9 protein-coding genes and 3 rRNA genes are annotated in these 21,231 nt (G+C 71.8%); 7 read left to right on the top strand and 5 right to left on the bottom strand.

Annotated elements, in window-relative coordinates; genetic code table 11:
* Positions 1-17 precede the first annotated feature (17 nt).
* From KPL57_RS35235 to rrf, 3 genes are all read left to right on the top strand, one after another.
* Positions 18-1,537, top strand: a 16S ribosomal RNA gene (locus tag KPL57_RS35235).
* Between the two features lie 320 nt (positions 1,538-1,857).
* Positions 1,858-4,957 (top strand): 23S ribosomal RNA (locus tag KPL57_RS35240).
* Between the two features lie 141 nt (positions 4,958-5,098).
* Positions 5,099-5,215, top strand: a 5S ribosomal RNA gene (gene rrf / locus KPL57_RS35245).
* The 16S, 23S and 5S rRNA genes sit together here, the layout of an rRNA operon.
* A gap of 253 nt (positions 5,216-5,468) precedes the next feature.
* Here rrf and KPL57_RS35250 read toward each other — a convergent pair.
* From KPL57_RS35250 to KPL57_RS35260, 3 genes are read right to left on the bottom strand one after another with little or no spacing between them, the layout of a single operon-like run.
* Positions 5,469-6,572 carry a quinone-dependent dihydroorotate dehydrogenase gene (locus tag KPL57_RS35250; RefSeq protein WP_226354886.1) on the bottom strand — a complete coding sequence of 368 codons (1,104 nt, stop codon included), beginning with the start codon at positions 6,570-6,572 and terminating at the stop codon, positions 5,469-5,471.
* 20 nt (positions 6,573-6,592) lie between these two features.
* Entirely contained in the window at positions 6,593-6,967 is a 375-nt protein-coding gene (locus KPL57_RS35255; protein WP_226354887.1) for an RNA-binding S4 domain-containing protein, read from the bottom strand.
* Between the two features lie 36 nt (positions 6,968-7,003).
* Complete coding sequence (locus KPL57_RS35260; RefSeq protein ID WP_226354888.1) at positions 7,004-7,804, bottom strand: SDR family NAD(P)-dependent oxidoreductase; 801 nt, start codon at positions 7,802-7,804, stop codon at positions 7,004-7,006.
* Positions 7,805-7,857: 53 nt separating this feature from the next.
* Between KPL57_RS35260 and KPL57_RS35265 the strand changes: the two genes are divergently transcribed.
* Positions 7,858-8,736, top strand: coding sequence for a diacylglycerol kinase family protein (locus tag KPL57_RS35265; protein ID WP_226354889.1), 879 nt, complete (start codon positions 7,858-7,860; stop codon positions 8,734-8,736).
* Between the two features lie 12 nt (positions 8,737-8,748).
* On the opposite strand, the gene KPL57_RS35270 is transcribed toward KPL57_RS35265, so the two are convergent.
* Complete coding sequence (locus tag KPL57_RS35270; protein ID WP_226354890.1) at positions 8,749-9,564, bottom strand: 2-keto-4-pentenoate hydratase; 816 nt, start codon at positions 9,562-9,564, stop codon at positions 8,749-8,751.
* Between the two features lie 28 nt (positions 9,565-9,592).
* Complete coding sequence (malQ, locus tag KPL57_RS35275) at positions 9,593-11,593, bottom strand: 4-alpha-glucanotransferase (protein ID WP_226354891.1); 2,001 nt, start codon at positions 11,591-11,593, stop codon at positions 9,593-9,595.
* A gap of 253 nt (positions 11,594-11,846) precedes the next feature.
* Here malQ and KPL57_RS35280 point away from each other — a divergent pair, with 253 nt between their 5' ends.
* From KPL57_RS35280 to KPL57_RS35290, 3 genes are all read left to right on the top strand, one after another.
* Positions 11,847-14,630 carry a carboxypeptidase regulatory-like domain-containing protein gene (locus KPL57_RS35280; RefSeq protein ID WP_226354892.1) on the top strand — a complete coding sequence of 928 codons (2,784 nt, stop codon included), beginning with the start codon at positions 11,847-11,849 and terminating at the stop codon, positions 14,628-14,630.
* A complete protein-coding gene (locus tag KPL57_RS35285; protein WP_226354893.1) occupies positions 14,627-15,487 on the top strand; it encodes an alpha/beta hydrolase in 861 nt (286 codons plus the stop codon). Before KPL57_RS35280 ends, KPL57_RS35285 begins: the two co-directional genes overlap by 4 nt.
* A gap of 74 nt (positions 15,488-15,561) precedes the next feature.
* Positions 15,562-21,159, top strand: coding sequence for a SpoIIE family protein phosphatase (locus KPL57_RS35290; protein ID WP_226354894.1), 5,598 nt, complete (start codon positions 15,562-15,564; stop codon positions 21,157-21,159).
* The last annotated feature ends 72 nt before the right edge of the window (positions 21,160-21,231 follow it).

Consider the following 21,231-nt stretch of genomic DNA (forward strand, 5'->3'; position numbering starts at 1 on the left):
TGTTGCAAGTCAGGGTTTTGTTGGAGAGTTTGATCCTGGCTCAGGACGAACGCTGGCGGCGTGCTTAACACATGCAAGTCGAGCGGTAAGGCCCTTTCGGGGGTACACGAGCGGCGAACGGGTGAGTAACACGTGGGTGACCTGCCCTCCACTCTGGGATAAGCCTGGGAAACTGGGTCTAATACCGGATAGGACCACTGATCGCATGGTTGGTGGTGGAAAGTTTTTTCGGTGGGGGATGGGCCCGCGGCCTATCAGCTTGTTGGTGGGGTGATGGCCTACCAAGGCGGTGACGGGTAGCCGGCCTGAGAGGGCGACCGGCCACACTGGGACTGAGACACGGCCCAGACTCCTACGGGAGGCAGCAGTGGGGAATATTGCGCAATGGGCGGAAGCCTGACGCAGCGACGCCGCGTGGGGGATGACGGCCTTCGGGTTGTAAACCTCTTTCGCCAGGGACGAAGAGCAATTGACGGTACCTGGAGAAGAAGCACCGGCCAACTACGTGCCAGCAGCCGCGGTAACACGTAGGGTGCGAGCGTTGTCCGGAATTATTGGGCGTAAAGAGCTCGTAGGCGGTGTGTCGCGTCGGCCGTGAAAACTTGGGGCTTAACTCTGAGCGTGCGGTCGATACGGGCATCACTTGAGTTCGGCAGGGGAGACTGGAATTCCTGGTGTAGCGGTGAAATGCGCAGATATCAGGAGGAACACCGGTGGCGAAGGCGGGTCTCTGGGCCGATACTGACGCTGAGGAGCGAAAGCGTGGGGAGCGAACAGGATTAGATACCCTGGTAGTCCACGCCGTAAACGTTGGGCGCTAGGTGTGGGGACCATTCCACGGTTTCTGTGCCGCAGCTAACGCATTAAGCGCCCCGCCTGGGGAGTACGGCCGCAAGGCTAAAACTCAAAGGAATTGACGGGGGCCCGCACAAGCGGCGGAGCATGTGGATTAATTCGATGCAACGCGAAGAACCTTACCTGGGTTTGACATGCACCAGACATCCCTAGAGATAGGGCTTCCCTTGTGGTTGGTGTGCAGGTGGTGCATGGCTGTCGTCAGCTCGTGTCGTGAGATGTTGGGTTAAGTCCCGCAACGAGCGCAACCCTTGTTCCATGTTGCCAGCACGTAATGGTGGGGACTCATGGGAGACTGCCGGGGTCAACTCGGAGGAAGGTGGGGATGACGTCAAGTCATCATGCCCCTTATGTCCAGGGCTTCACACATGCTACAATGGCTCATACAGAGGGCTGCGAGACCGTGAGGTGGAGCGAATCCCTTAAAGTGAGTCTCAGTTCGGATCGGGGTCTGCAACTCGACCCCGTGAAGTTGGAGTCGCTAGTAATCGCAGATCAGCAACGCTGCGGTGAATACGTTCCCGGGCCTTGTACACACCGCCCGTCACGTCACGAAAGTTGGTAACACCCGAAGCCGGCGGCCCAACCCTTGTGGAGGGAGCTGTCGAAGGTGGGACTGGCGATTGGGACGAAGTCGTAACAAGGTAGCCGTACCGGAAGGTGCGGCTGGATCACCTCCTTTCTAAGGAGTCCCATCATGTGATGGGGCACCACACGCTCGTAAGTGAGTTGTGCTCATTTTGGGTGTCTGTGGTTCCTTCATTGAATCGCATCAGCGGCCCCGTTCGTGGGTTGGGTGCGTTGGGTGGAACGCAGCACGTCGAACCGTATCGGCTTGGCACACTGTTGGGTCCTGAGAAGACACCCTGTGGGTTGTTTTCTTTGGCCGCTCAGGTTGAGGGTTGTCCTAACGCCCCGGTTGGTTTCGGGTGTGGTGGCTTCTTCTCGGTCTGGTGTGGTTGTGGGTTGAGTGTTGCATAGTGGATGCGAGCATCTTGTTGTGGTCAAGTTGTTAAGAGCACATGGTGGATGCCTGGGCATCAGGAGCCGATGAAGGACGTGGGAGGCCGCGATAGGCCTCGGGGAGCTGTCAACCGAGCTGTGATCCGAGGGTGTCCGAATGGGGAAACCCAGCGCCCGTCATGGGGCGTTACCCGTACCTGAATTCATAGGGTGCGTGGAGGGAACGTGGGGAAGTGAAACATCTCAGTACCCACAGGAAGAGAAAACAATAGTGATTCCGTGAGTAGTGGCGAGCGAAAGCGGAAGAGGCTAAACCGTGTCCGTGTCAAGCCGGCAGGCGTTGCGGGTGCGGGGTTGTGAGACGTGTCGTTCATCTTCTGCCGAGGATGGGACAGCAAGAGCCTGTGTTAGCGGAACGACTCTGGGATGGTCGGCCGTAGTGGGTGATAGCCCCGTACGCGAAAACACTGGGTTCTGTTGTGGGCGTGTTCTCGAGTAGCAGCGAGCCCGTGAAATTCGCTGTGAATCTGGCGGGACCACCCGTCAAGCCTAAATACTACCTGATGACCGATAGCGGACAAGTACCGTGAGGGAAAGGTGAAAAGTACCCCGGGAGGGGAGTGAAATAGTACCTGAAACCGTGTGCTTACAAGCCGTCAGAGCCTGCAGTGCTTTCGTGGTACAGGGTGATGGCGTGCCTTTTGAAGAATGAGCCTGCGAGTTATGCTTCGTGGCGAGGTTAACCTGTGTGGGGTAGCCGTAGCGAAAGCGAGTCCGAATAGGGCGCTGTAGTCGCGGGGTGTAGACCCGAAGCGGAGTGATCTACCCATGGCCAGGGTGAAGCGTCGGTAAGACGTCGTGGAGGCCCGAACCCACCAGGGTTGAAAACCTGGGGGATGAGCTGTGGGTAGGGGTGAAAGGCCAATCAAACTTCGTGATAGCTGGTTCTCCCCGAAATGCATTTAGGTGCAGCGTCGTGTGTTTCTCACCGGAGGTAGAGCACTGGATGGCCTAGGGGGCCGACAAGCTTACCGAAGTCAGCCAAACTCCGAATGCCGGTGAGTGAGAGCGCGGCAGTGAGACTGCGGGGGATAAGCTTCGTGGTCGAGAGGGAAACAGCCCAGATCACCGGCTAAGGCCCCTAAGCGTGCGCTAAGTGGGAAAGGATGTGGGATCGCCCGGACAACCAGGAGGTTGGCTTAGAAGCAGCCACCCTTGAAAGAGTGCGTAATAGCTCACTGGTCAAGTGGTCCTGCGCCGACAATGTAGCGGGGCTCAAGCGCACCGCCGAAGCCGTGGCAATGACATCTTTAGGTGTTGTTGGGTAGGGGAGCGTCCTGCATCTGGTGAAGCCCGGGAGTGATTTACGGGTGGAGGGTGTGGGAGTGAGAATGCAGGCATGAGTAGCGAATGCAGAGTGAGAATCTCTGCCGCCGGATGACCAAGGGTTCCTGGGCCAGGTTGTTCCGCCCAGGGTGAGCCGGGACCTAAGGCGAGGCCGTCAGGCGTAGTCGATGGACAACGGGTTGATATTCCCGTGCTCGTGACAGTGCGTCCATGCCAAGGCCGGTGATGCTAACCATCCGAACCCACCTCGGCTCCTTCGGGAGTTGTGTTTGTGGGGGAGCGTGGGATCCGATCTGGTAGTAGGCAAGTGATGGGGTGACGCAGGAGGGTAGCTCCGCCACGCGGTGGTTGTCGTGGTGTAAGCCTGTAGCCCGAGTCCTAGGTAAATCCGGGGCTCATCAAAGGGTGAGAGGTGATGCGTAGCCGATTGAGGCGAAGAGGGTGATCCCATGCTGTCGAGAAAAGCCTCTAGCGAGTGCTGTTGCGGCCCGTACCCCAAACCGACACAGGTGGTCAGGTAGAGAATACCGAGGCGATCGAGCGAACTGTGGTTAAGGAATTCGGCAAAATACCTCCGTAACTTCGGGAGAAGGAGGGCCGGTTGTCTTGAGGCTCCTTGCGGGCTAGGGACGGCCGGTCGCAGAGACCAGGCCCAAGCGACTGTTTACTAAAAACACAGGTCCGTGCGAAGTCGCAAGACGATGTATACGGACTGACGCCTGCCCGGTGCTGGAACGTTAAGAGGACCTGTTAGCTCTTCGGGGCGAAGCGGAGAATTTAAGCGCCAGTAAACGGCGGTGGTAACTATAACCATCCTAAGGTAGCGAAATTCCTTGTCGGGTAAGTTCCGACCTGCACGAATGGCGTAACGACTTGGGCGCTGTCTCGACCACAGACTCGGCGAAATTGCACTACGAGTAAAGATGCTCGTTACGCGCGGCAGGACGGAAAGACCCCGGGACCTTTACTATAGCTTGGTATTGGTGCTCGGTTCGGCTTGTGTAGGATAGGTGGGAGACTGTGAAATCGCCACGCCAGTGGTGGTGGAGTCGTTGTTGAAATACCACTCTGGTCGAATTGGGTGTCTTAACCTCGGGCCATGATCTGGTTCAGGGACAGTGCCTGGTGGGTAGTTTAACTGGGGCGGTTGCCTCCCAAAGAGTAACGGAGGCGCCCAAAGGTTCCCTCAGCCTGGTTGGCAATCAGGTGTTGAGTGTAAGTGCACAAGGGAGCTTGACTGTGAGACTGACGGGTCGAGCAGGGACGAAAGTCGGGACTAGTGATCCGGCACCACCTTGTGGAAGGGGTGTCGCTCAACGGATAAAAGGTACCCCGGGGATAACAGGCTGATCTTGCCCAAGAGTCCATATCGACGGCATGGTTTGGCACCTCGATGTCGGCTCGTCGCATCCTGGGGCTGGAGTAGGTCCCAAGGGTTGGGCTGTTCGCCCATTAAAGCGGTACGCGAGCTGGGTTTAGAACGTCGTGAGACAGTTCGGTCCCTATCCGCCGCGCGCGTTGGAGACTTGAGGAAGGCTGTCCCTAGTACGAGAGGACCGGGACGGACGAACCTCTGGTGTGCCAGTTGTCCCGCCAGGGGCACGGCTGGTTGGCTATGTTCGGGAGGGATAACCGCTGAAGGCATCTAAGCGGGAAGCCTGTTCCAAGATGAGGTCTCCCACCACCTTCGAGTGGGTAAGGCTCCCAGTAGATGACTGGGTTGATAGGCCGGAGATGGAAGCCCTGTGAGGGGTGGAGTTGACCGGTACTAATAGGCCGAGGGCTTGCCACAACGAGTTGTTCGCATCCACTGTGTGACCCTGAGTCCACAACCATCCACATCCCCCCGGTGAGTTGGGGGGTGGTGGGTTGGCTTGTGTGCTCGACCCCTACCCCTAGGTTTTTGGGGGTGGGGTGATAGTTGGATAGTGTTGTCGGTGGTCATTGCGGTAGGGAAACGCCCGGTCCCATTCCGAACCCGGTAGCTAAGCCTTCCAGCGCCGATGGTACTGCACTCGCCAGGGTGTGGGAGAGTAGGTCGTCGCCGACATTCAACTTCATGGGATCTGCCCCGGACTTTCGAGTCCGGGGCATTTCTCATTTCCGGACCCTTTTCGGTCCGCCACGTATCGGGCCCAGGTCGGGTCCGGGGTGTGCTCCGTGGTGGAGGGGCCGGTGGGCCGGTGCACCTCGCATGCTTTCCTGCGACCTCGCACCCTCTGCAGGGGCTGCGAGGTCGCAGAAACGTGTGCGACGTGGGGTGCGCGGAGGGCGGCCGGCGGGAAGACCGGCCACCGCAGGTGTCAGAGATCGGCGCCCACGGCGTCGTCGACGCACGAGAAGCCGTCGGCGCGCAGCAGCGCCGCGAGCTCGCGGTGGACCCGGGCGGGCCAGAGCAGACCGCCGTAGACGAAACCGGTGTAGGCCTGCACCAGCGCCGCGCCGGAACGGATCCGGCGGTAGGCCTCCTGGGCGTCGGCGATCCCGCCAACGGAGACGACGACCTGGTCGTCGTCGAGGCGGGTCCGCAGCTGCCGCACGACCGCACGGGCCCGCTCGGTCAGCGGACGGCCGGACAGCCCACCCGCACCGGTGGCGGTGACGACGTCGGGTGCGGTGCGCAGGCCGTCGCGGGAGACGGTCGTGTTCGTGGCGACGACCCCGTCGAGCCGCATCCGGCGGGCCAGGTCGGCGACGGCGTCGAGATCCTCCGGCGCCAGGTCGACCGTGATCTTCACCAGGAGCGGCACACGGCGGTCCCCGGACACCCGGTCCAGCTCCTCACGCACGGCGACGAGCAGCGGCTCCAGCACGTCGACCTGCTGCAGGTCCCGCAGGCCGGGGGTGTTCGGGGAGCTGACGTTGACCACGACGTAGTCGGCGTAGGCGCCCAGCGCGGCGGCGCTCGCACGGTAGTCCGACGCGGCGTCCTCGGCGGGTACCGCCTTGCTCTTGCCGATGTTGACCCCGAGCACCGGCATCCCCGGCCCGGAGCGGGCGCGGAGCGCGGCGAGGCGGGGCCCGACGGTCCCGGCACCGGAGTTGTTGAAGCCCATCCGGTTGACCAGCGCGGCGTCGTCGACGAGCCGGAACAGGCGGGGCCGCGGGTTGCCGGGCTGCGCCCGACCGGTCACCGTGCCGATCTCGACCGCGCCGAACCCGAGCCTGCCGAGCGCGAGGACACCCTCGGCGTCCTTGTCGAAACCGGCGGCGAGACCGAGCGGGCCCGCGAACTCCAGACCCAGCGCCCGGGTGCGCAGCACGGGGTCCGACGGGGCGAACCGCTCCGCGACCCGCTCACCCACGACGGGCGCGGTCCCGAGTGTGCGGACCACACCGAACCCCATCCGGTGCGCGGGCTCGGACGGGACGTGCCGGAGCACGTGGCGCATGAGGGCGTCGTACATGCCCCCATCCTCACACCGGCCTAGGAGGTGCGGCGGGACAGCCCCAGCTGGTCGAGCATGCGGCGGTCGCGCTTCGTCGGGCGCCCGGCGCCGCGGTCGCGGTGGGCGAACAACGGCTGCCCCGCGGCGCTCGGCTCCGGCGGGGTGTGGTCGATGTAGCACTCCTGCGCGATCGGGGCGCCGACCCGCTTCTCGATCACCCGGGTGACCTCGACGATCCGGTTCCGGTCGTACACCCGCGCCCGCACCCGATCGCCGACCTGCACCGTCGCCGCGGGCTTCGCGGGCCGGTCGTTGATCCGCACATGCCCGCCGCGGCAGGCGGTCGCGGCGTCGGCACGGGTCTTGGCCAGGCGCACCGACCACAGCCACCGGTCCACGCGGGTCCCCTCCATCGGACCATCGTGCCATCCGGGAGGGCGGTCCGGGCCTCAGTAGTGCACGACGCCCGGTGTTCCCCCACCCGCGGCGACGGCGTCGCCGGTGATCGCGACCGACCGGGGCGAGCACAGGAACGTGATGACGTCGGCGACCTCCGCGGCGGTCGTGATGCGGCCGATCGTCGTCGTCGCGTCCAGCTCCGCGCGGGCCTCGGCCCCGGTGATCCCGGCCGACTCCGCCCGCGCGGCGACGGCGTCGGGTGTCCGCTCGGTCTCGGTGACCCCGGGATGCACGACCGTCACGTTGATGCCGTGCGGACCCAGCTCCTGGGCGAGCGCCGCGGTCATCGAGGCCACCGCGACGTTGCGCACCGACCCCACCAGCGACGACGACTTCCGCGCGTTCAGGCCGCTGACGTTCACGATCCGCCCCCACCCCTGCGCCCGCATCAGCGGCGCGACCGCCCGCGCGCACCGCAGGTAGCCGAGGACCTTCGTCTCCAGCTCGACCCGCACCGCGTCGTCGGTGATCGAGGCCAGGTCGGTCGGCGGGCCCGCGCTCGCCGGCCGTGCGGCGGCGTTCACCAGCACGTCCACCCCGCCGAACCGGTCGGCGACGGCGGCGACGCCACGGCGGACCGCGTCGTCGTCGGTGGTGTCGACGGCGACGGCCAGCACCTCCGGCGCACCTTCGGCGCGCAGTCCGGCCGCGGCGGCCTCCAGGGCGCCGGCGTCGCGCGCGAACAACGCCACCCGGGCGCCCTCGGCGGCGAGCGCCCTGGCCGTCGCCAACCCGATGCCGCGGCTCCCACCGGTGACGATCGCCCGGCGCCCGTTCAGTTGCAGATCCATGATTCCCACCGTGCCGCAACGGTGGCGGGACCGCAGGCGTCTACGGTGTGCGCGTGGCTGAGCCGATCGACTCCGTGCTGGTGGTCTTCAACCCGGGCAGTACGGGGGACGCCGACGTGCTCGCCGAACAGCTGCGCGACGAGCTCGGCGCCGCCCGGCCCGAGCTGACCGTGCGGCTGGTGCCCACCGAGTACGCCGGGCACGCCCGCGTCATCGCCCGCGAGGCCGCGTCCGCCGGCGGGCGCCCGCTCATCGTGTCGGCGTCCGGCGACGGCGGCTACAACGAGGTCGTCAACGGGATCATGGACGTCCCGGGCACCGACGCCTCGGCCGCCGTCCTCGCCGCCGGGAACGCCAACGACCACGACCGCGTCACCGCACGCCGTCCGCTGGCCGAGGCGATCCTCGACGGCCGCCCAGAGCCGATGGACCTGCTCGAGATGCACCGCGACGACGACCCGCCGCACTACGCGCACTCCTACATCGGGTTCGGGCTGACCCCCGTCGTCGCGCTGCAGATCGAGAAAGGCGGCAAGGGCAGCATCCGCGAGGTGATCACCACGGTGCGGGCGTTCTGGGCCTTCACCCCGTTCGAGGTGGAGTTCTCCCGCGGCGACCGGCGCCGGATCGACAACCTGGTCTTCGCCAACATCGGCGAGATGGCCAAGGTCGCCGAGCTGTCGGCCACCAGCCGTCCCGACGACGGCCGGTTCGAGGTCGTGCTGCTGGAGCACCGTCCGAAGTGGAAGCAGCTGTGGGTGGCGGCCCGGGCGGCGTTCTCCGGGCTCGGCCGCCAGCCCGCGACCTCGGACTTCCGGTTCACCGCGTGCGGGCCGATGCCGGTGCAGATCGACGGCGAGGTCGACGAAGTCACCGGCGGCACCGCGATCCGCGTCCGCTGCGCGGCCGGGGCACTCAACGTCGTGCGCTGACCCCCACCGTGCTCACGGGGCGAGCGTGAACTCCACCGCGCCGAGGTCGTCGCCGAAGCTCGCCCGCACCCGGGCGCCGCGGTGCACGGGCATCGGGACGGTCGTCGTCCCGGTGGTGACGACCGCGCCCGCCTCGAGCCGCAGGCCGTAGCCGGGCAGGACGTCGGCGAGCCACGCCAGCGCCGTCCACGGGTCCCCGAGGACGGCCGCGCCGGACCCGGCCGCCTGCTCGTCGTCGACCTGCAGGGTGGTCGGGGTCGCGGCGAGGTCGAGGTCGAGGGCGCCGGGGAGCTCCGGGCCCAGCACGAACCGGCCGGCGCACGCGGCGTCGGCCATCAGCGACGGCGCCCCCGCCGCGACGAAGTCGGTGAACCGCGACTCGGGCAGCTCCACCGCCCCGTGCACGGCCGCGACCGCGGCGCGCAGCTCCTCGCGGGTCGCGTCGGCACCCACCGGCGCCCCCATCACGAACGCGAACTCCGCCTCGGCGACGGCCATGTGCAGGTCGCCCGACGGCACCACGTCACCGGGGGAGTGCCGGAACCGCTCGAACAGCGCCCCCGGCAGCGGGGCGTCCACCCCGATGTGGGCCTGCCCGGCGGGCGCGGTCGCCGCGAGCTTCCAGCCGTAGGACGGCCCGGCCCGCTCCGACAGCCTGCTCTGCGCGGCGAAGCCCTCGGCCAGGCTGCGCGGACGCAGCAGCTCCGGCAGTGCGGCGATCCGCTCGCCGGTGGTCCAGGCCTGCCACAACGCACCGGCGGTGCCGTCGGCCCGCACGAGGTCGACGGCGGTCGGGTCCATGCCCGCGGAGCTGTTCTCGGCACTCATCGGGGCGGCATCCTGCCAGGGCCGGGGGTCAGCCGTCGTCGCCGGTCCGGGCGCGCAGCACCTCGGCGACGCGGCGGACCCGGTCGTCGGCGAGCGCGTCCTCCAGCGACACCGGCAGCGGGATCCGCCAGTTCGGGTACTCGTCGACGGTGCCGGGCAGGTTCGGCTGCCGCGTCTCGCCCAGCACGTCGTAGAGGGAGGCCAGGACCAGCCGCGACGGCGCCGACGCCAGCAGCGCGTGCAGCGCGACGACGATCGTGTCCTCGTCGGTCTCGTCCGGGGAGTCGAGCAGCCCCTCCGAGGCCAGCAGCGCCAGCAGCTCGTCCCGCTCGGCGCCGGCCTTGGCCTCCTCGGTCGTCGGGTCGTCGAGGAGCCCCAGCTCGGCGCGCACCCGCACCTGCTCACCGGCCAGGAACCCGGGCGCGGTCGGCAGGTCGTGGGTGGAGATCGTCGCGACCGACCGCTCGGGCCAGCGGCGCGGCGGGCGCAGCGGGCCGTCGTCGCCGCCGGTCACCGGGTCGGGGTCGCGGGAGAACCACAGCACCGTCGAACCCAGCAGGTTCCGCTCGGCCATGTCCTCGCGGATCCGCGGGATCACCGTGCCCAGGTCCTCGCCGACGACCAGCGCGCCCGCGCGGTGGGCCTCCAGCAGCAGCACCGCGAGCATCGCGTCGGCGTCGTAGTGGACGTAGGTGCCGCGGTCGGCCGTCTGCCCCGACGGCACCCACCACAGCCGCCACAGCCCCATGACGTGGTCGATCCGCAGGCCGTCGGCGTGCGCCAGCAGTGCGCGGGTCATGTCGCCGAACGCGGCGTAGCCGGTGTCGGCGAGACGGTCCGGGCGCCACGGCGGCAGACCCCACGTCTGGCCGCGCTGGTTGAACGCGTCCGGCGGGGCACCGACCGTCGCACCGAGCGCGAGCACGTCCTGCAGCATCCACGCGTCGGCGCCCTCGGGGTCGCAGCCCACGGCGAGGTCGTGGATGACGCCGACCGGCATCCCCGCGTCCTTCGCCGCGGCCCGGACCCCGGCCAGCTGCGCCTCGGCCTGGCGCTGCACCCAGGCGTGGAACGCGACGCGCGGCGCCAGCTCGGCACGGGCGGCGGCGACGCCGGGGGCGTCGGGACGACGCAGGTCGTCGGGCCACAGCGACCAGCGGCCGCCGTAGCGCTCGGCCAGCGCGCAGTAGGTCGCGAAGTCGCGCAGGTCGGCGTCCGGGGCGCCGTCGGGGTACCCGGCACCGCGCCACAGCGCCTCCAGCGCGGACCGCTTCGCCGCCCAGACCCGGTCGTGCGCGATCCGGTCGCCGGTCGTCTCCGGGCGCAGGGCGTCGACCTCGGCGCGGGTGGCCGCGTCGGCGGCGGCGTAGGCCGGCAGGTCGGTGATCCGCAGGCTCAGCGGGGTGGCGTAGCGGCGCGACGACGGCGTGTACGGCGACGGCTGCACCGGCGGCACCGGGGTGATCGCGTGCAGCGGGTTGAGCAGCACCGCACCCGCGCCGTGCCCGCCGCGGATCAGCGTGGTCAGGTCGCCCAGGTCGCCGATGCCCCACGAGTCGCGCGAGTGCAGGGCGTAGAGCTGCAGCATCCAGCCCCACGTCCGGGGCGGGTCGGGCAGCGTGGGCGGCGCGACGACGACGTGGGCGCGCCCGGCCGTCGTCTCCAGCGTGTAGCGGCCCGGCTCCAGCCCGGCGGGGAGCTCGCCGTCGACGTCGCGGGCCCAGCCCTCGTCGCCACGCGCGCCGTCGACGGCGGTGAGGCGCCCACGGCCCGGCACGGTGCGGGAACGGTCGCTGCGCAGCCCGATCGTCGGCGGCAGCGCCCCGGCGCCGGCGCGCTCGCGGGCCCCGGCGAGCGCCACCCGTTGCGCGTCGGGGGAGGCGACGTCGACCTCCAGCAACCCGAGGACGGTGCGGACCACCTCCGCGTCGATCCGCTGCTCGGTCCTGCTGCCGTCGAGGTACGAGGTCGCGACGCCGTACGCGTCGGCGATCTCGGCGAGCTCGGGGGTCACCGGGTCGCTGGTCATGGGTCGATCCTGGCGGATGAGCGGCCGCCCGGCCCGGCCGCCCGGGGTGAGACGGGCAACCTCCGCGACCGACACGCGGGCCGCCTCCGATCACCCCCGGTCAGGGGGTCCACGGTGCTACGGTGCGTCGCCGGATGCGCCGACCGGGTCACCGTGGCCGGCCGGGCAGCGGGGCCCGGCGACGGGCACCTCCTCCCGGGCCGCACCGTGTCGTGGACGACGGTTCGCGCAGCTCCGGCAGGAGGACTTCCAGATGTCGACGTGGGCCCTGCTCGGGCTGGTTGTGGTGGTGGTGCTGGTGGCCGTCGGGATCGCCGGGTTCCTGCGGTGGGGGCGGGGCCGGGAGGACGACGTCGCGTCGTCCGAAGGGGACCGTCCGCGCACCGTCGCCGATCTCGTCGACCGCCGCGCCCGCGGCCTCGACGACGGGCCGCGCAGGCCCGCGCCCGACCCGTCTGCGCCCCCGGCTTCTCCGGAGCCTCCGGTCGACGACGCCCCGGAGCCCATGGTCGACGAGGAGTCGCCCGCGGACCGTGAGGTCGCCGGGTCCGACGCCGCGGTGGACGACGATCCCGAGGACGCGGTCTCCGCGACCACGCCCGTCGCCGCGGTCCGTCCGCAGGAGGAGCGCCCGCGGCCCCCCGCCGCGGAGGACGCCGCCCCGGACGTCGGGCCGTCGTCGTCGGCGCCCGACATCACCGAGGCGGTCGGCGCGGCCGATCCCACCGACGAGCTGCCGGCGGTCCCGCGGGTCACACCCGATGTGAGCGCGGGCCCGGTCGGCCCGCCCTGGTCGCGCGGGTTCAAGGACGGCAAGCCGCTCGAGCCCGTCGAGCCGGCACCGGCCCGGCGGACCCCGGCCCCGACGCCCTTCGTGCGACGACGGCCCGTCGCGGACCCCGCTGCCCGTACCGCCGACGAGGCGACCGCGGCCACCGGTTCCGGCCCGGACAGCTCGGCGCCCGACATCAGCACGCCCACCTCCGGGACCGCGGTCGTGGGGCATGCGACGACGACCGCGTCCGAGGCGCCCGCCGACGCGTCGACCGGCGTCACCGGGGACGTCGCGTCCGCCGGGGATACCGCCCCCGCCGGGGAGGAGGCCGACGAGTCGGTCGACGAGGCCCCGCCCGCCGCCACGACCCAGTCCCGCGCGCCCTTCGACCCGGACCTGGTCCGGCGGGTCACGGCGCTGCCGTCCGAGCGCACCTCGGTCCGCGCCCCGGCCGACCCGGACACCGAGCGGGAGTTCCGCGAGGCCCGGGACCGCATCTCGACTCCGCACAACTGGGCGGGCCGCGTCCCCGAGCAGGCCGGTGCGCCCGAGACGGCCGGTGACACCCCGCCGGTGAGCCGGATCCCGTCGATCGGGCTCGCCGCCACCGGCGCCCGCGCGGCGCGCGAGACCGGCGACAACCCCGAGCCGCCGCCCCGGCCCGCCCCGCGGGTCCTGCGGTCGGCGCGTCCCGGGAGCGGCCCGCGGCACCTCGCCCCGTCGCTGCGCGGGACGTCCGCGACCGACAGCGGCCCCGACGAGGACACCGCCTCTGCTGAGGACACCGTCGTGTCCGGCACGGCCGGGGACGCCGGTTCCTCCGCGGGCTCCGGCGGCACGGTGACCATCGACCGCACCGCCGGTGCGGTCGACGCCGTCGACGTCCGTGGTCCGGCCGGGGACACCGACGCCTCCGTTCCGGACACCGGCGAGCGCGAGGCCCCGACGGGCGATGCGGCCGGAGCCGGGACGACCGACGCCGCTGCGACGTCCCCGGTCGCGACCGACAACGCCGCGACCGGGGACGTCGCGACCCGGGACGACGCCGACGGGAACGCGACCCCGGGCATCACCACCGGGACGGACGCGGCGGACGCCGACGCCGGTGGGACGAACGTGGTCGAGGGCGGCGCCGACACCGACGCCCCGACCGCCGACGCCCCTGCCGGGACCGACGCCGCCGGTACCGACGCGACCGGGACCGACGCGACCGGCACCGACCCGGCTGGTGCAGACGTGACCGGCTCCGATGCGACCCGGACCGATGCGACCCGGACCGATGCGACCCGGACCGATGCGACCCGGACCGATGCGACCCGGACCGATGCGACCCGGACCGACGAGGCCCGGACCGACGAGGCCCGGACCGACGAGGCCCGGACCGACGAGACCCGGACCGATGAGGCCCGTACCGACGCGACCGAGGGCGCCACCCGCACCGTCGTCCCGCTCGCCGCCGCCGCGGTCGTCGCCCCGGTCGCCGCCGCCGCGACCGCCGCGTCCGACACGACGGTCCCGGACCTGCCCCGCCAGGCCCCGCAGGAGCAGGCCCCGCAGGAGCAAGCCCCGGACGAGCAGGCCCCGCGGGAGCAGGGCCTCCAGGAGCAGGACCCGCAGGCCGAGGCCCCGACCCCGGACCCCACCACCCCGGAGCGGCCCACCACCGCACCGGAGGCCGAGGAGACCCCCGTGCACGCCGGCCCGACCACCGCCACCCGCCCCGACCGCGCCGAGGACGTCTCCCTGTCCGTGCTCCGGACCGGGCCCGTGCCGTCGGCGGTCGTGCCGGACACGGCACCGCAGGACGTCGAGGTCCGCGTCGTCGACGCCACCGACGCCCCGCTGCCCGGCGCCGAGGTCGCGCTGCGCGACCGCTCCGGCGGGCCGATCGGCTCCGCCACCACCGACGCCGACGGGACGGCGCACGTCACGGCGCCGGGCGCCGGGGCGTTCGTCGTCGTCGCCCGCGCCGACGGGTACCTGCCCGGCGTCGCCACCTGCACCGTCGGCGACGACGACGCCGGGACCACCCTGCGCCTCGCCGCTGCCGCCGCCGTCCACGGCTCGGCGCCCGCGGGCACCGGCGTCGTGCTCTCCCAGGACGGCGAACCGGTCGCCTCGACGACCGCCGCGGCGGACGGGACCTACCGCCTCGCCGACCTCGACCCCGGCCGCTACCTGCTCGCCGCGGACGACGGCCCGGGCGTGGAGGTCGACCTCGTCCCCGGCGGCGACGAGCGGCGGGACCTGGCGGGCTCGTGACCGGCACCACGGAGGTCCACGGCCGGCTCCCCGGCGTCGGCGGCATCGAGCTGTTCTGGCAGGGCCGCCTCCCCGAGGGCGACCCGAGCGGTGTCCTGCTGGTCAGCCACGGCATCGGTGAGCACTCCGGCCGCTACGACGCCGTCGTCGACACGCTGGTCCCGGACGGCTGGGCCGTGTACGGCCTCGACCACCGTGGCCACGGCCGCTCCGGCGGCACCCGGGTGCACGTCCGCCGCTACGACGACCTGCTCACCGACTTCGAGACGTTCCGCCGCGAGACGATCGCCCGTCACCCCGGCGTCCCGGTGTTCCTGCTCGGGCACAGCCTCGGCGGCCAGATCGCGCTCGCCTACGCGCTGCGCCACCAGAACCGCCTCGACGGGCTCGTGCTGTCCGCGCCCGCACTGGCCTCCGACGCCGTCTCGGCTGCGCTCGTGCCGCTGCTGTCGGTCGTCGCGAAGGTCCTGCCCACGGTCCGCCCGGTCGGGATCGACACCTCCGCGATCAGCTCGGACCCGGCCGTCGTCGCCGACTACGACGCCGACCCGCTCGTGCACCACGGCCGCCCCACCCTGGCCCTGGGCGCGGAGATCTACCGGCAGATGGCCGAGCTGCCCGTCCGGGCCGCCGAGCTGCGGATCCCGCTGCTCGTGCAGCACGGGACCGCGGACCGGCTGACCGATCCGGCGGGCACCCGGCTGCTCGACGAGCGCTCCGGGTCCGCCGACACCACCGTGCTCTGGTACGACGGCTTCTGGCACGAGATCTACCACGAACCGGGCCGGGCGACCCCGCTCGCGGACCTGCGGGACTGGCTCGACCGGCACCGCGACGCGGCCCGTCAGGTGACCTGACCCGAGCGATCCCCGTCTCACCGCGCCGGACCCGCCCCGGTGGTGCGATCCTGGGGCCGGTACGGCGGAACGGGGTGGCGCGCACGGTGGAGCGGTTCGACCGGCGGACGGAGGACGAGTACGTCCCCGTCCGCGACCTGCTGGCGACGATCGACTGGTCGGCGACCCCGCTCGGCGTGCGCGACACCTGGGACCGCGAGCTCGAGGACACCATCCGGTTCATCCTGGAGAGCCGCCAGCCGCTCGTCGCGTGGTGGGGACCCGAGCTCGTCCTGTTCTACAACGACGAGTTCGCCCGGCACTCCGGCCTGCGCCACCCACGGTCCTTCGGCAGGCCGCTGCGGGAGGGCTGGCCGGAGACCACCGCGCACCTCGGGGGCCACCTGGACGAGCTGCTCTCCGGGGACAGCGAGGGCATCTACCGCAGCGACGACCGGATCGTGCTGCGGCGCTGGGACACCCCGGAGGTCACGTGGTGGACCTACTCCGCCACCCCGGTCCGCGGTCCCGACGGCGGCGTCCTCGGCCTGATCGTCTTCACGGCCGAGACCACCCCGCAGGTCGTCGGCGGCCGGCGGATGGCGCTCCTGGCCGCGCTCGGCGAGGTGGCCCGGGACGCACCGACGCTGGACATCGCCGTCGAACGGCTCTGCACGGTCCTGACCGACCTGCCCGACGACGTCGGCTGCGCCGTGGTGACGACGGTCGGCGCCGACCCCGGCCCCCTGGCCACCGTCCGCATCGACGCGCCGCCCGCGGACTGGCTCTTCGACGACCTCGACTCCGACCACGCCACCGACGTCGAGTTCCTCGCCGTCGACCCGGTCGCGGTCCACGGTGAGGACGGCGTCCCGGTCACCGACGTCGTCCGGGCGACGGTGCACACCCCCGACGGGTCGGCCGGCATCGCCGTCGTCCTCGGGGCGCCGCCGCTGCTCCCGCTCGACGAGGACCACCGCTCGTTCCTGCGGCTGATCGCGGGCACCGTCGGCGGCCTGCTGACCGCCGCGCTCGCCCGCGACCGCGAGCGCGACCGGCGCGACGACGCCGGGCTGATCGAGCAGGCCCGCGCCGAGTACTACGCCGGCCTCGGCGACGAGTTCCGCGACCCGCTGACCCTCGTCCTCGGACCGCTGGAGCGGCTGCGCGACCACGACGACGCCGCCGTCCGCACCCAGGTGGAGCTCGCGCAGCGCAACGCGCAGCGGATGCTCAAGCTCGTCGACGGGCTGCTGGACGTCTCCGCCCTGCAGACCGGCAAGCACGACGGCCTGTTCGCCCCGACCGAGATCGGGAAGACCACCGCGGCGCTCGTCGACGCGTTCGCGCCCGTCATCGAGCGGGCCGGGCTGGAGCTGTCGGTGTCCTGCCCGCCGCAGGTCCGGCCGGTCTGGGTGGACCGCGACGCCTGGGAGAAGGTCGTCCTCAACCTGCTCAGCAACGCGGTCAAGTACACCCGCGAGGGCACGATCACCGTCGACCTGGCCCAGGACGGCGAGCAGGTCGTGCTGCGGGTCTCCGACACCGGCGCCGGCATCGTCGACGGCGAGCTCGACGCGGTGTTCGACCGCTTCCACCGGCCCACCCGGCGGCACGGCCGCAGCGGCGACGGCAGCGGCCTCGGCCTGCCGCTGATCCGCCAGCTGGTCCGTCTGCACGGCGGCACCATCGGCGTGACCAGCGACCCCGGCGCGGGCAGCACGTTCACCGTGCGGCTGCCGCTCGGCTTCGCCCACCTGCCCCCCGAACGCCTCGTCCGGGCCCGGGTCGGGTCACGCGCCGCCCCGCAGCTCGCCGCGCCCTACGTGGCGGAGGCGCTGCGCTGGCTGCCCGACGCCCCCGAGCCCGCGGGCGCCCCGGCGGTCCTCGCCCGCGGCCGATCGGTGGACGGGTCGGTCGTCGACGGGCTGGAGGTCGACCACCGCGACCGGGTGCTCGTCGTCGACGACGACCGCGAGATGCGCGGCTACCTGCGCGACCTGCTCGTCGAACGCTGGACCGTCCGGGTCGTCGCCGACGGTGCGGCCGCACTGGAGTCCGCCCGCACCGACCCGCCGGACCTGGTCGTCGCCGACGCGGCGCTGCCCGGCAACGGCGGCATCGAGCTCCTGCGCGCGCTGCGGTCGGACCCCCGCACGGTCGGGGTGCCGGTCGTGCTGCTGTCGTCGCGGGCCGGGGAGGAGGCCGCCGTCGAGGGCTTCGCCGCCGGCGCCGACGACTACCTGGTCCGCCCGTTCTCCGCCCGCGAGCTGCTCGCCCGGGTCGCGAACCACCTGCAGCTCGGCCGGGTCCGCCGGGCCGCCGAGCTGCAGTTCCGGGCCATGGCCGACTCCACCCCGGCGCTGATCTGGGTCGACGACCCGGGCGGGCACCGGTTGTTCGTCAACCGGGGCTGGCTGGACTTCACCGGTGTCGAGGACGCGGCGCAGGAGCTGGGCCACGACTGGCGCCGCCGCATCCACCCCGACGACCGCGAGCGCTACCGCTCGGTGACCTCCGCCGCCGCCCGTGCGCACGCGCCGTTCGAGGTCGAGTACCGGCTCCTGGACCGGGCGGGCCGCTACCGCTGGGTGCTCGACCGCGGCGCCCCCGTCCGCGACGGCGAACGCTCCGCCGGCTACGTCGGCGGCTGTCTCGACATCGACGTCCAGCACCGTGAGCAGCGCAGGCACCGCATCTACTCCGAGGTCGCCGAGTCCCTGGAACGGGAGATCACCCGCACCGGGCGCACCGACCAGCTCGTCCGCGCCGTCGTCGAGGACCGGCTCGCCGACATCGCCGTCGTCCACGACGCCGACGCGGTCACCGGCACCGGCACCCTCGCCGTCTCCGCGGAGCGCTCGGCCCTGGAGCCCTCGCTGTGGCGGCTGGCCCCGCTCGTCCCCGCCGACGACGACGGCCACCCCGAGATCCTCGACGCCGCCCACCTCGACGAGGTCCTGAGCCGGCTCGCGCCCACCCAGCGCCGGGCCTGGACCCGGCTGCGCATGACCTCGGCGATGGTCGTGCCGCTGCCCGCCCGCGGACGCACCAGTGCCGTGCTGACCGTCGTCCGCACCGAGTCGGGCGACCCCTACACCGACGACGACCTGGACCTCCTGTCCGAGATCGGCCGCCGGGCCGGGCTGGCCGTCGACAACGCCCGCCTGCTGGAGCAGGAACGGGCCTCGGCCCAGCGCCTCGGCCTGCTGCACCGCGCCACCGCCAAGATGTCGGCCGCCGCGACCCCCGGCGAGGTCGCCGCGATCGCCGCGGACCACATCGTCGACCTGCTCGACGCCGACCACGCCGGGCTCTGGGAGATCCGCGGGGAGTGGCTGCAGGCGCTCACCGGGCACGGCTGGGACCGCGACATGTGGCAGCGCGCCGCCCGGATCCGGGTCGACGCGCCGCTGGCGTTCACCGAGGTGCTGTCCGGGCACGAGCCGATGTGGTTCACCACCGCGCACGAGTGGGCGACGCGCTACCCCGCGGCCATCGGCATCGCACCGGACCACGCCCAGACCATCGGCTACCTGCCGCTCATCGCCGGCGGGCGCTCGCTGGGGGTCCTCGCCGTCGCCATGCTGACCGAGCGACGGCTGTCCGACGCGGACAAGGAGGCGGCCGTCGCCGTCGCCGAGCTCGCGGCACAGGCGCTGGATCGGGCCTCGATGCTGGACGCCGAGACCGAGGCCCGCCGGCTCGCCGAACGCCTCGGCGCGGTCGCGACCGGGCTGGCCCGGGCCACCGACCTGGAGTCGGTCGCCGAGGTCGTCGTCGAGCACGGCCGGATCTCGATCGGGGCCGACGCGGTCGCGGTGCTCGTCGTCGACGAGGGCGGCGCGCTCTCGCTGCTCCGGGAGACCGGCTGGCCCGACGACGGCCCGCCGATGCGCACCCCCGGCCGCGCGCACCCGCTGAGCCGCGCGGTCAGCAGCGGCGAGCCGATCTGGAACGCCGGCGGGCCCGCCGACGGCGAGGTGCTGCGCTACCCGGTGCACACCGCGGTGCCGCTGATGGTCGCGGCCCGCCCGATCGGCGTCATCGGGCTGCGGTTCCCGGTCGAGCCGGTGTTCACCCCCGAGCAGCGCAGCTTCGTGCTGACCCTGGCCAACCAGTGCGCGCAGGCGATCGTCCGCGCCCAGCTGCACCAGGCCGAGCACGAGGTCGCGGTCACCCTGCAGCGCAGCCTGCTGCCCCAGCGCCTGCCCGACATCGAACGGCTGTCGCTGGCCACCCGCTACCGCCCCGGCACCCAGGGCACCGAGGCCGGCGGCGACTGGTTCGACGTCCTGGACCTCGGCGACGACCTGGTGGCACTCGTCGTCGGCGACGTCGTCGGCCGCGGCCCGGCGGCGGCCGCGGTGATGGGCCAGCTGCGGTCCGCCGTCGCGTCGAACCTGGTCAACGGCCAGCCCCCGGCGCGGGCGCTGGAGCAGCTCGACCAGTACGCGCTGCGGGTGCGCGGCGCGATGGCCAGCACCGTGGCCATCGCGACGATCGACACCGGCACCGGCGAGATGCGCTACGCCAGCGCCGGCCACCCGCCGCCGCTGGTCGCGGGCCCGGACGGGGTGCGGACCCTGTCCGAGGGCCGCGGCGTGCCGCTGGGGATCTCCGGGCGGCCCCCGTTCCCCGAGGCCGTGGACCGGATGGAGCCCGGCGAGACGATCCTGCTCTGCTCGGACGGCCTGTTCGAACGCCGCAACGAGGTCATCGACGACGGCCTGGCCCGGCTGTCCGGCGCGTTCGACGAGCTGTCCGCCGCCCAGCCCCGCGACATGGCGGACACGCTGCTGCACCGCATGTCCGAGGGGATGGTCATCCCCGACGACACGGTCGTCGTCGTCGCGCGGCTCATGCCGCCGCCCCTGCGGATCGCGATCGAGGCCGACCCGAAACGGCTCGCCCCGCTGCGCCGCGCGGTGGCCGCCTGGGCCGCGCAGTGCGGGATGGGCCCGGACGCGGTCAGCGACCTGCAGCTGACCGTCGGCGAGGCCGCCACCAACTCCATCGAGCACGCCTACCTGCCCGAGGACACCGACGGGCGCGCCGGGGTCGACCTCGACCTGGCGCTGACCGCGGACGGCTCGGTCGCGGTGCGCGTCACCGACGGCGGACGCTGGCGGCCCCCGCCGCCCGACCCCGGCTACCGCGGCCGCGGCATCGCGCTCATCCGCGAGCTCGCCGGGGACGTGCACATCGACCCGTCGGACTCCGGCACCACCGTGCGGTTCCTGCTGCCCGCGATCCCGGTCGAGGTGGGCACCCCGGGCGCGGGACCGCCGGTGGAGTTCGTCGCCGGGGAGCCCGAACCGGACCGCGACCGGATCGACACCCCGTCCGGCGACGGCGACGACGGCACCGTCCGGGCCCGGCTGCGTGCCGTCCCGGACGCGCACGGTGTGCGGATCGGGATCGTCGGGGACCTCGACCTCGGTGGGGTCTCGGCGATCCGGGCCCCGCTGATGGAGCACGTCGACCGCGGGCTGCCGATCACCCTGAACCTGCCGGGGGAGGCGTTCGTCAGCAGCGCCGGGATGGCCCTGCTGTCGGAGGTCGCGCGCCGGATGCGGACCAACGGGGCGGCGCTCACGCTCGTCGCGCCCGCCGGCAGCCAGGCCCGTCGCTCGCTGGTGCTGTCGGGTCTCGACACCGTCATCGGCATGTCCGACGACGACGGCGCCTGACCCCCCGACCTGTCCGGACACCCGCGGGGCCCTCCCGCGGGCCGGACGGCGGGTTGAAACCGTGCCCCCGCT

The organism is Pseudonocardia sp. ICBG601 (assembly GCF_020496245.1).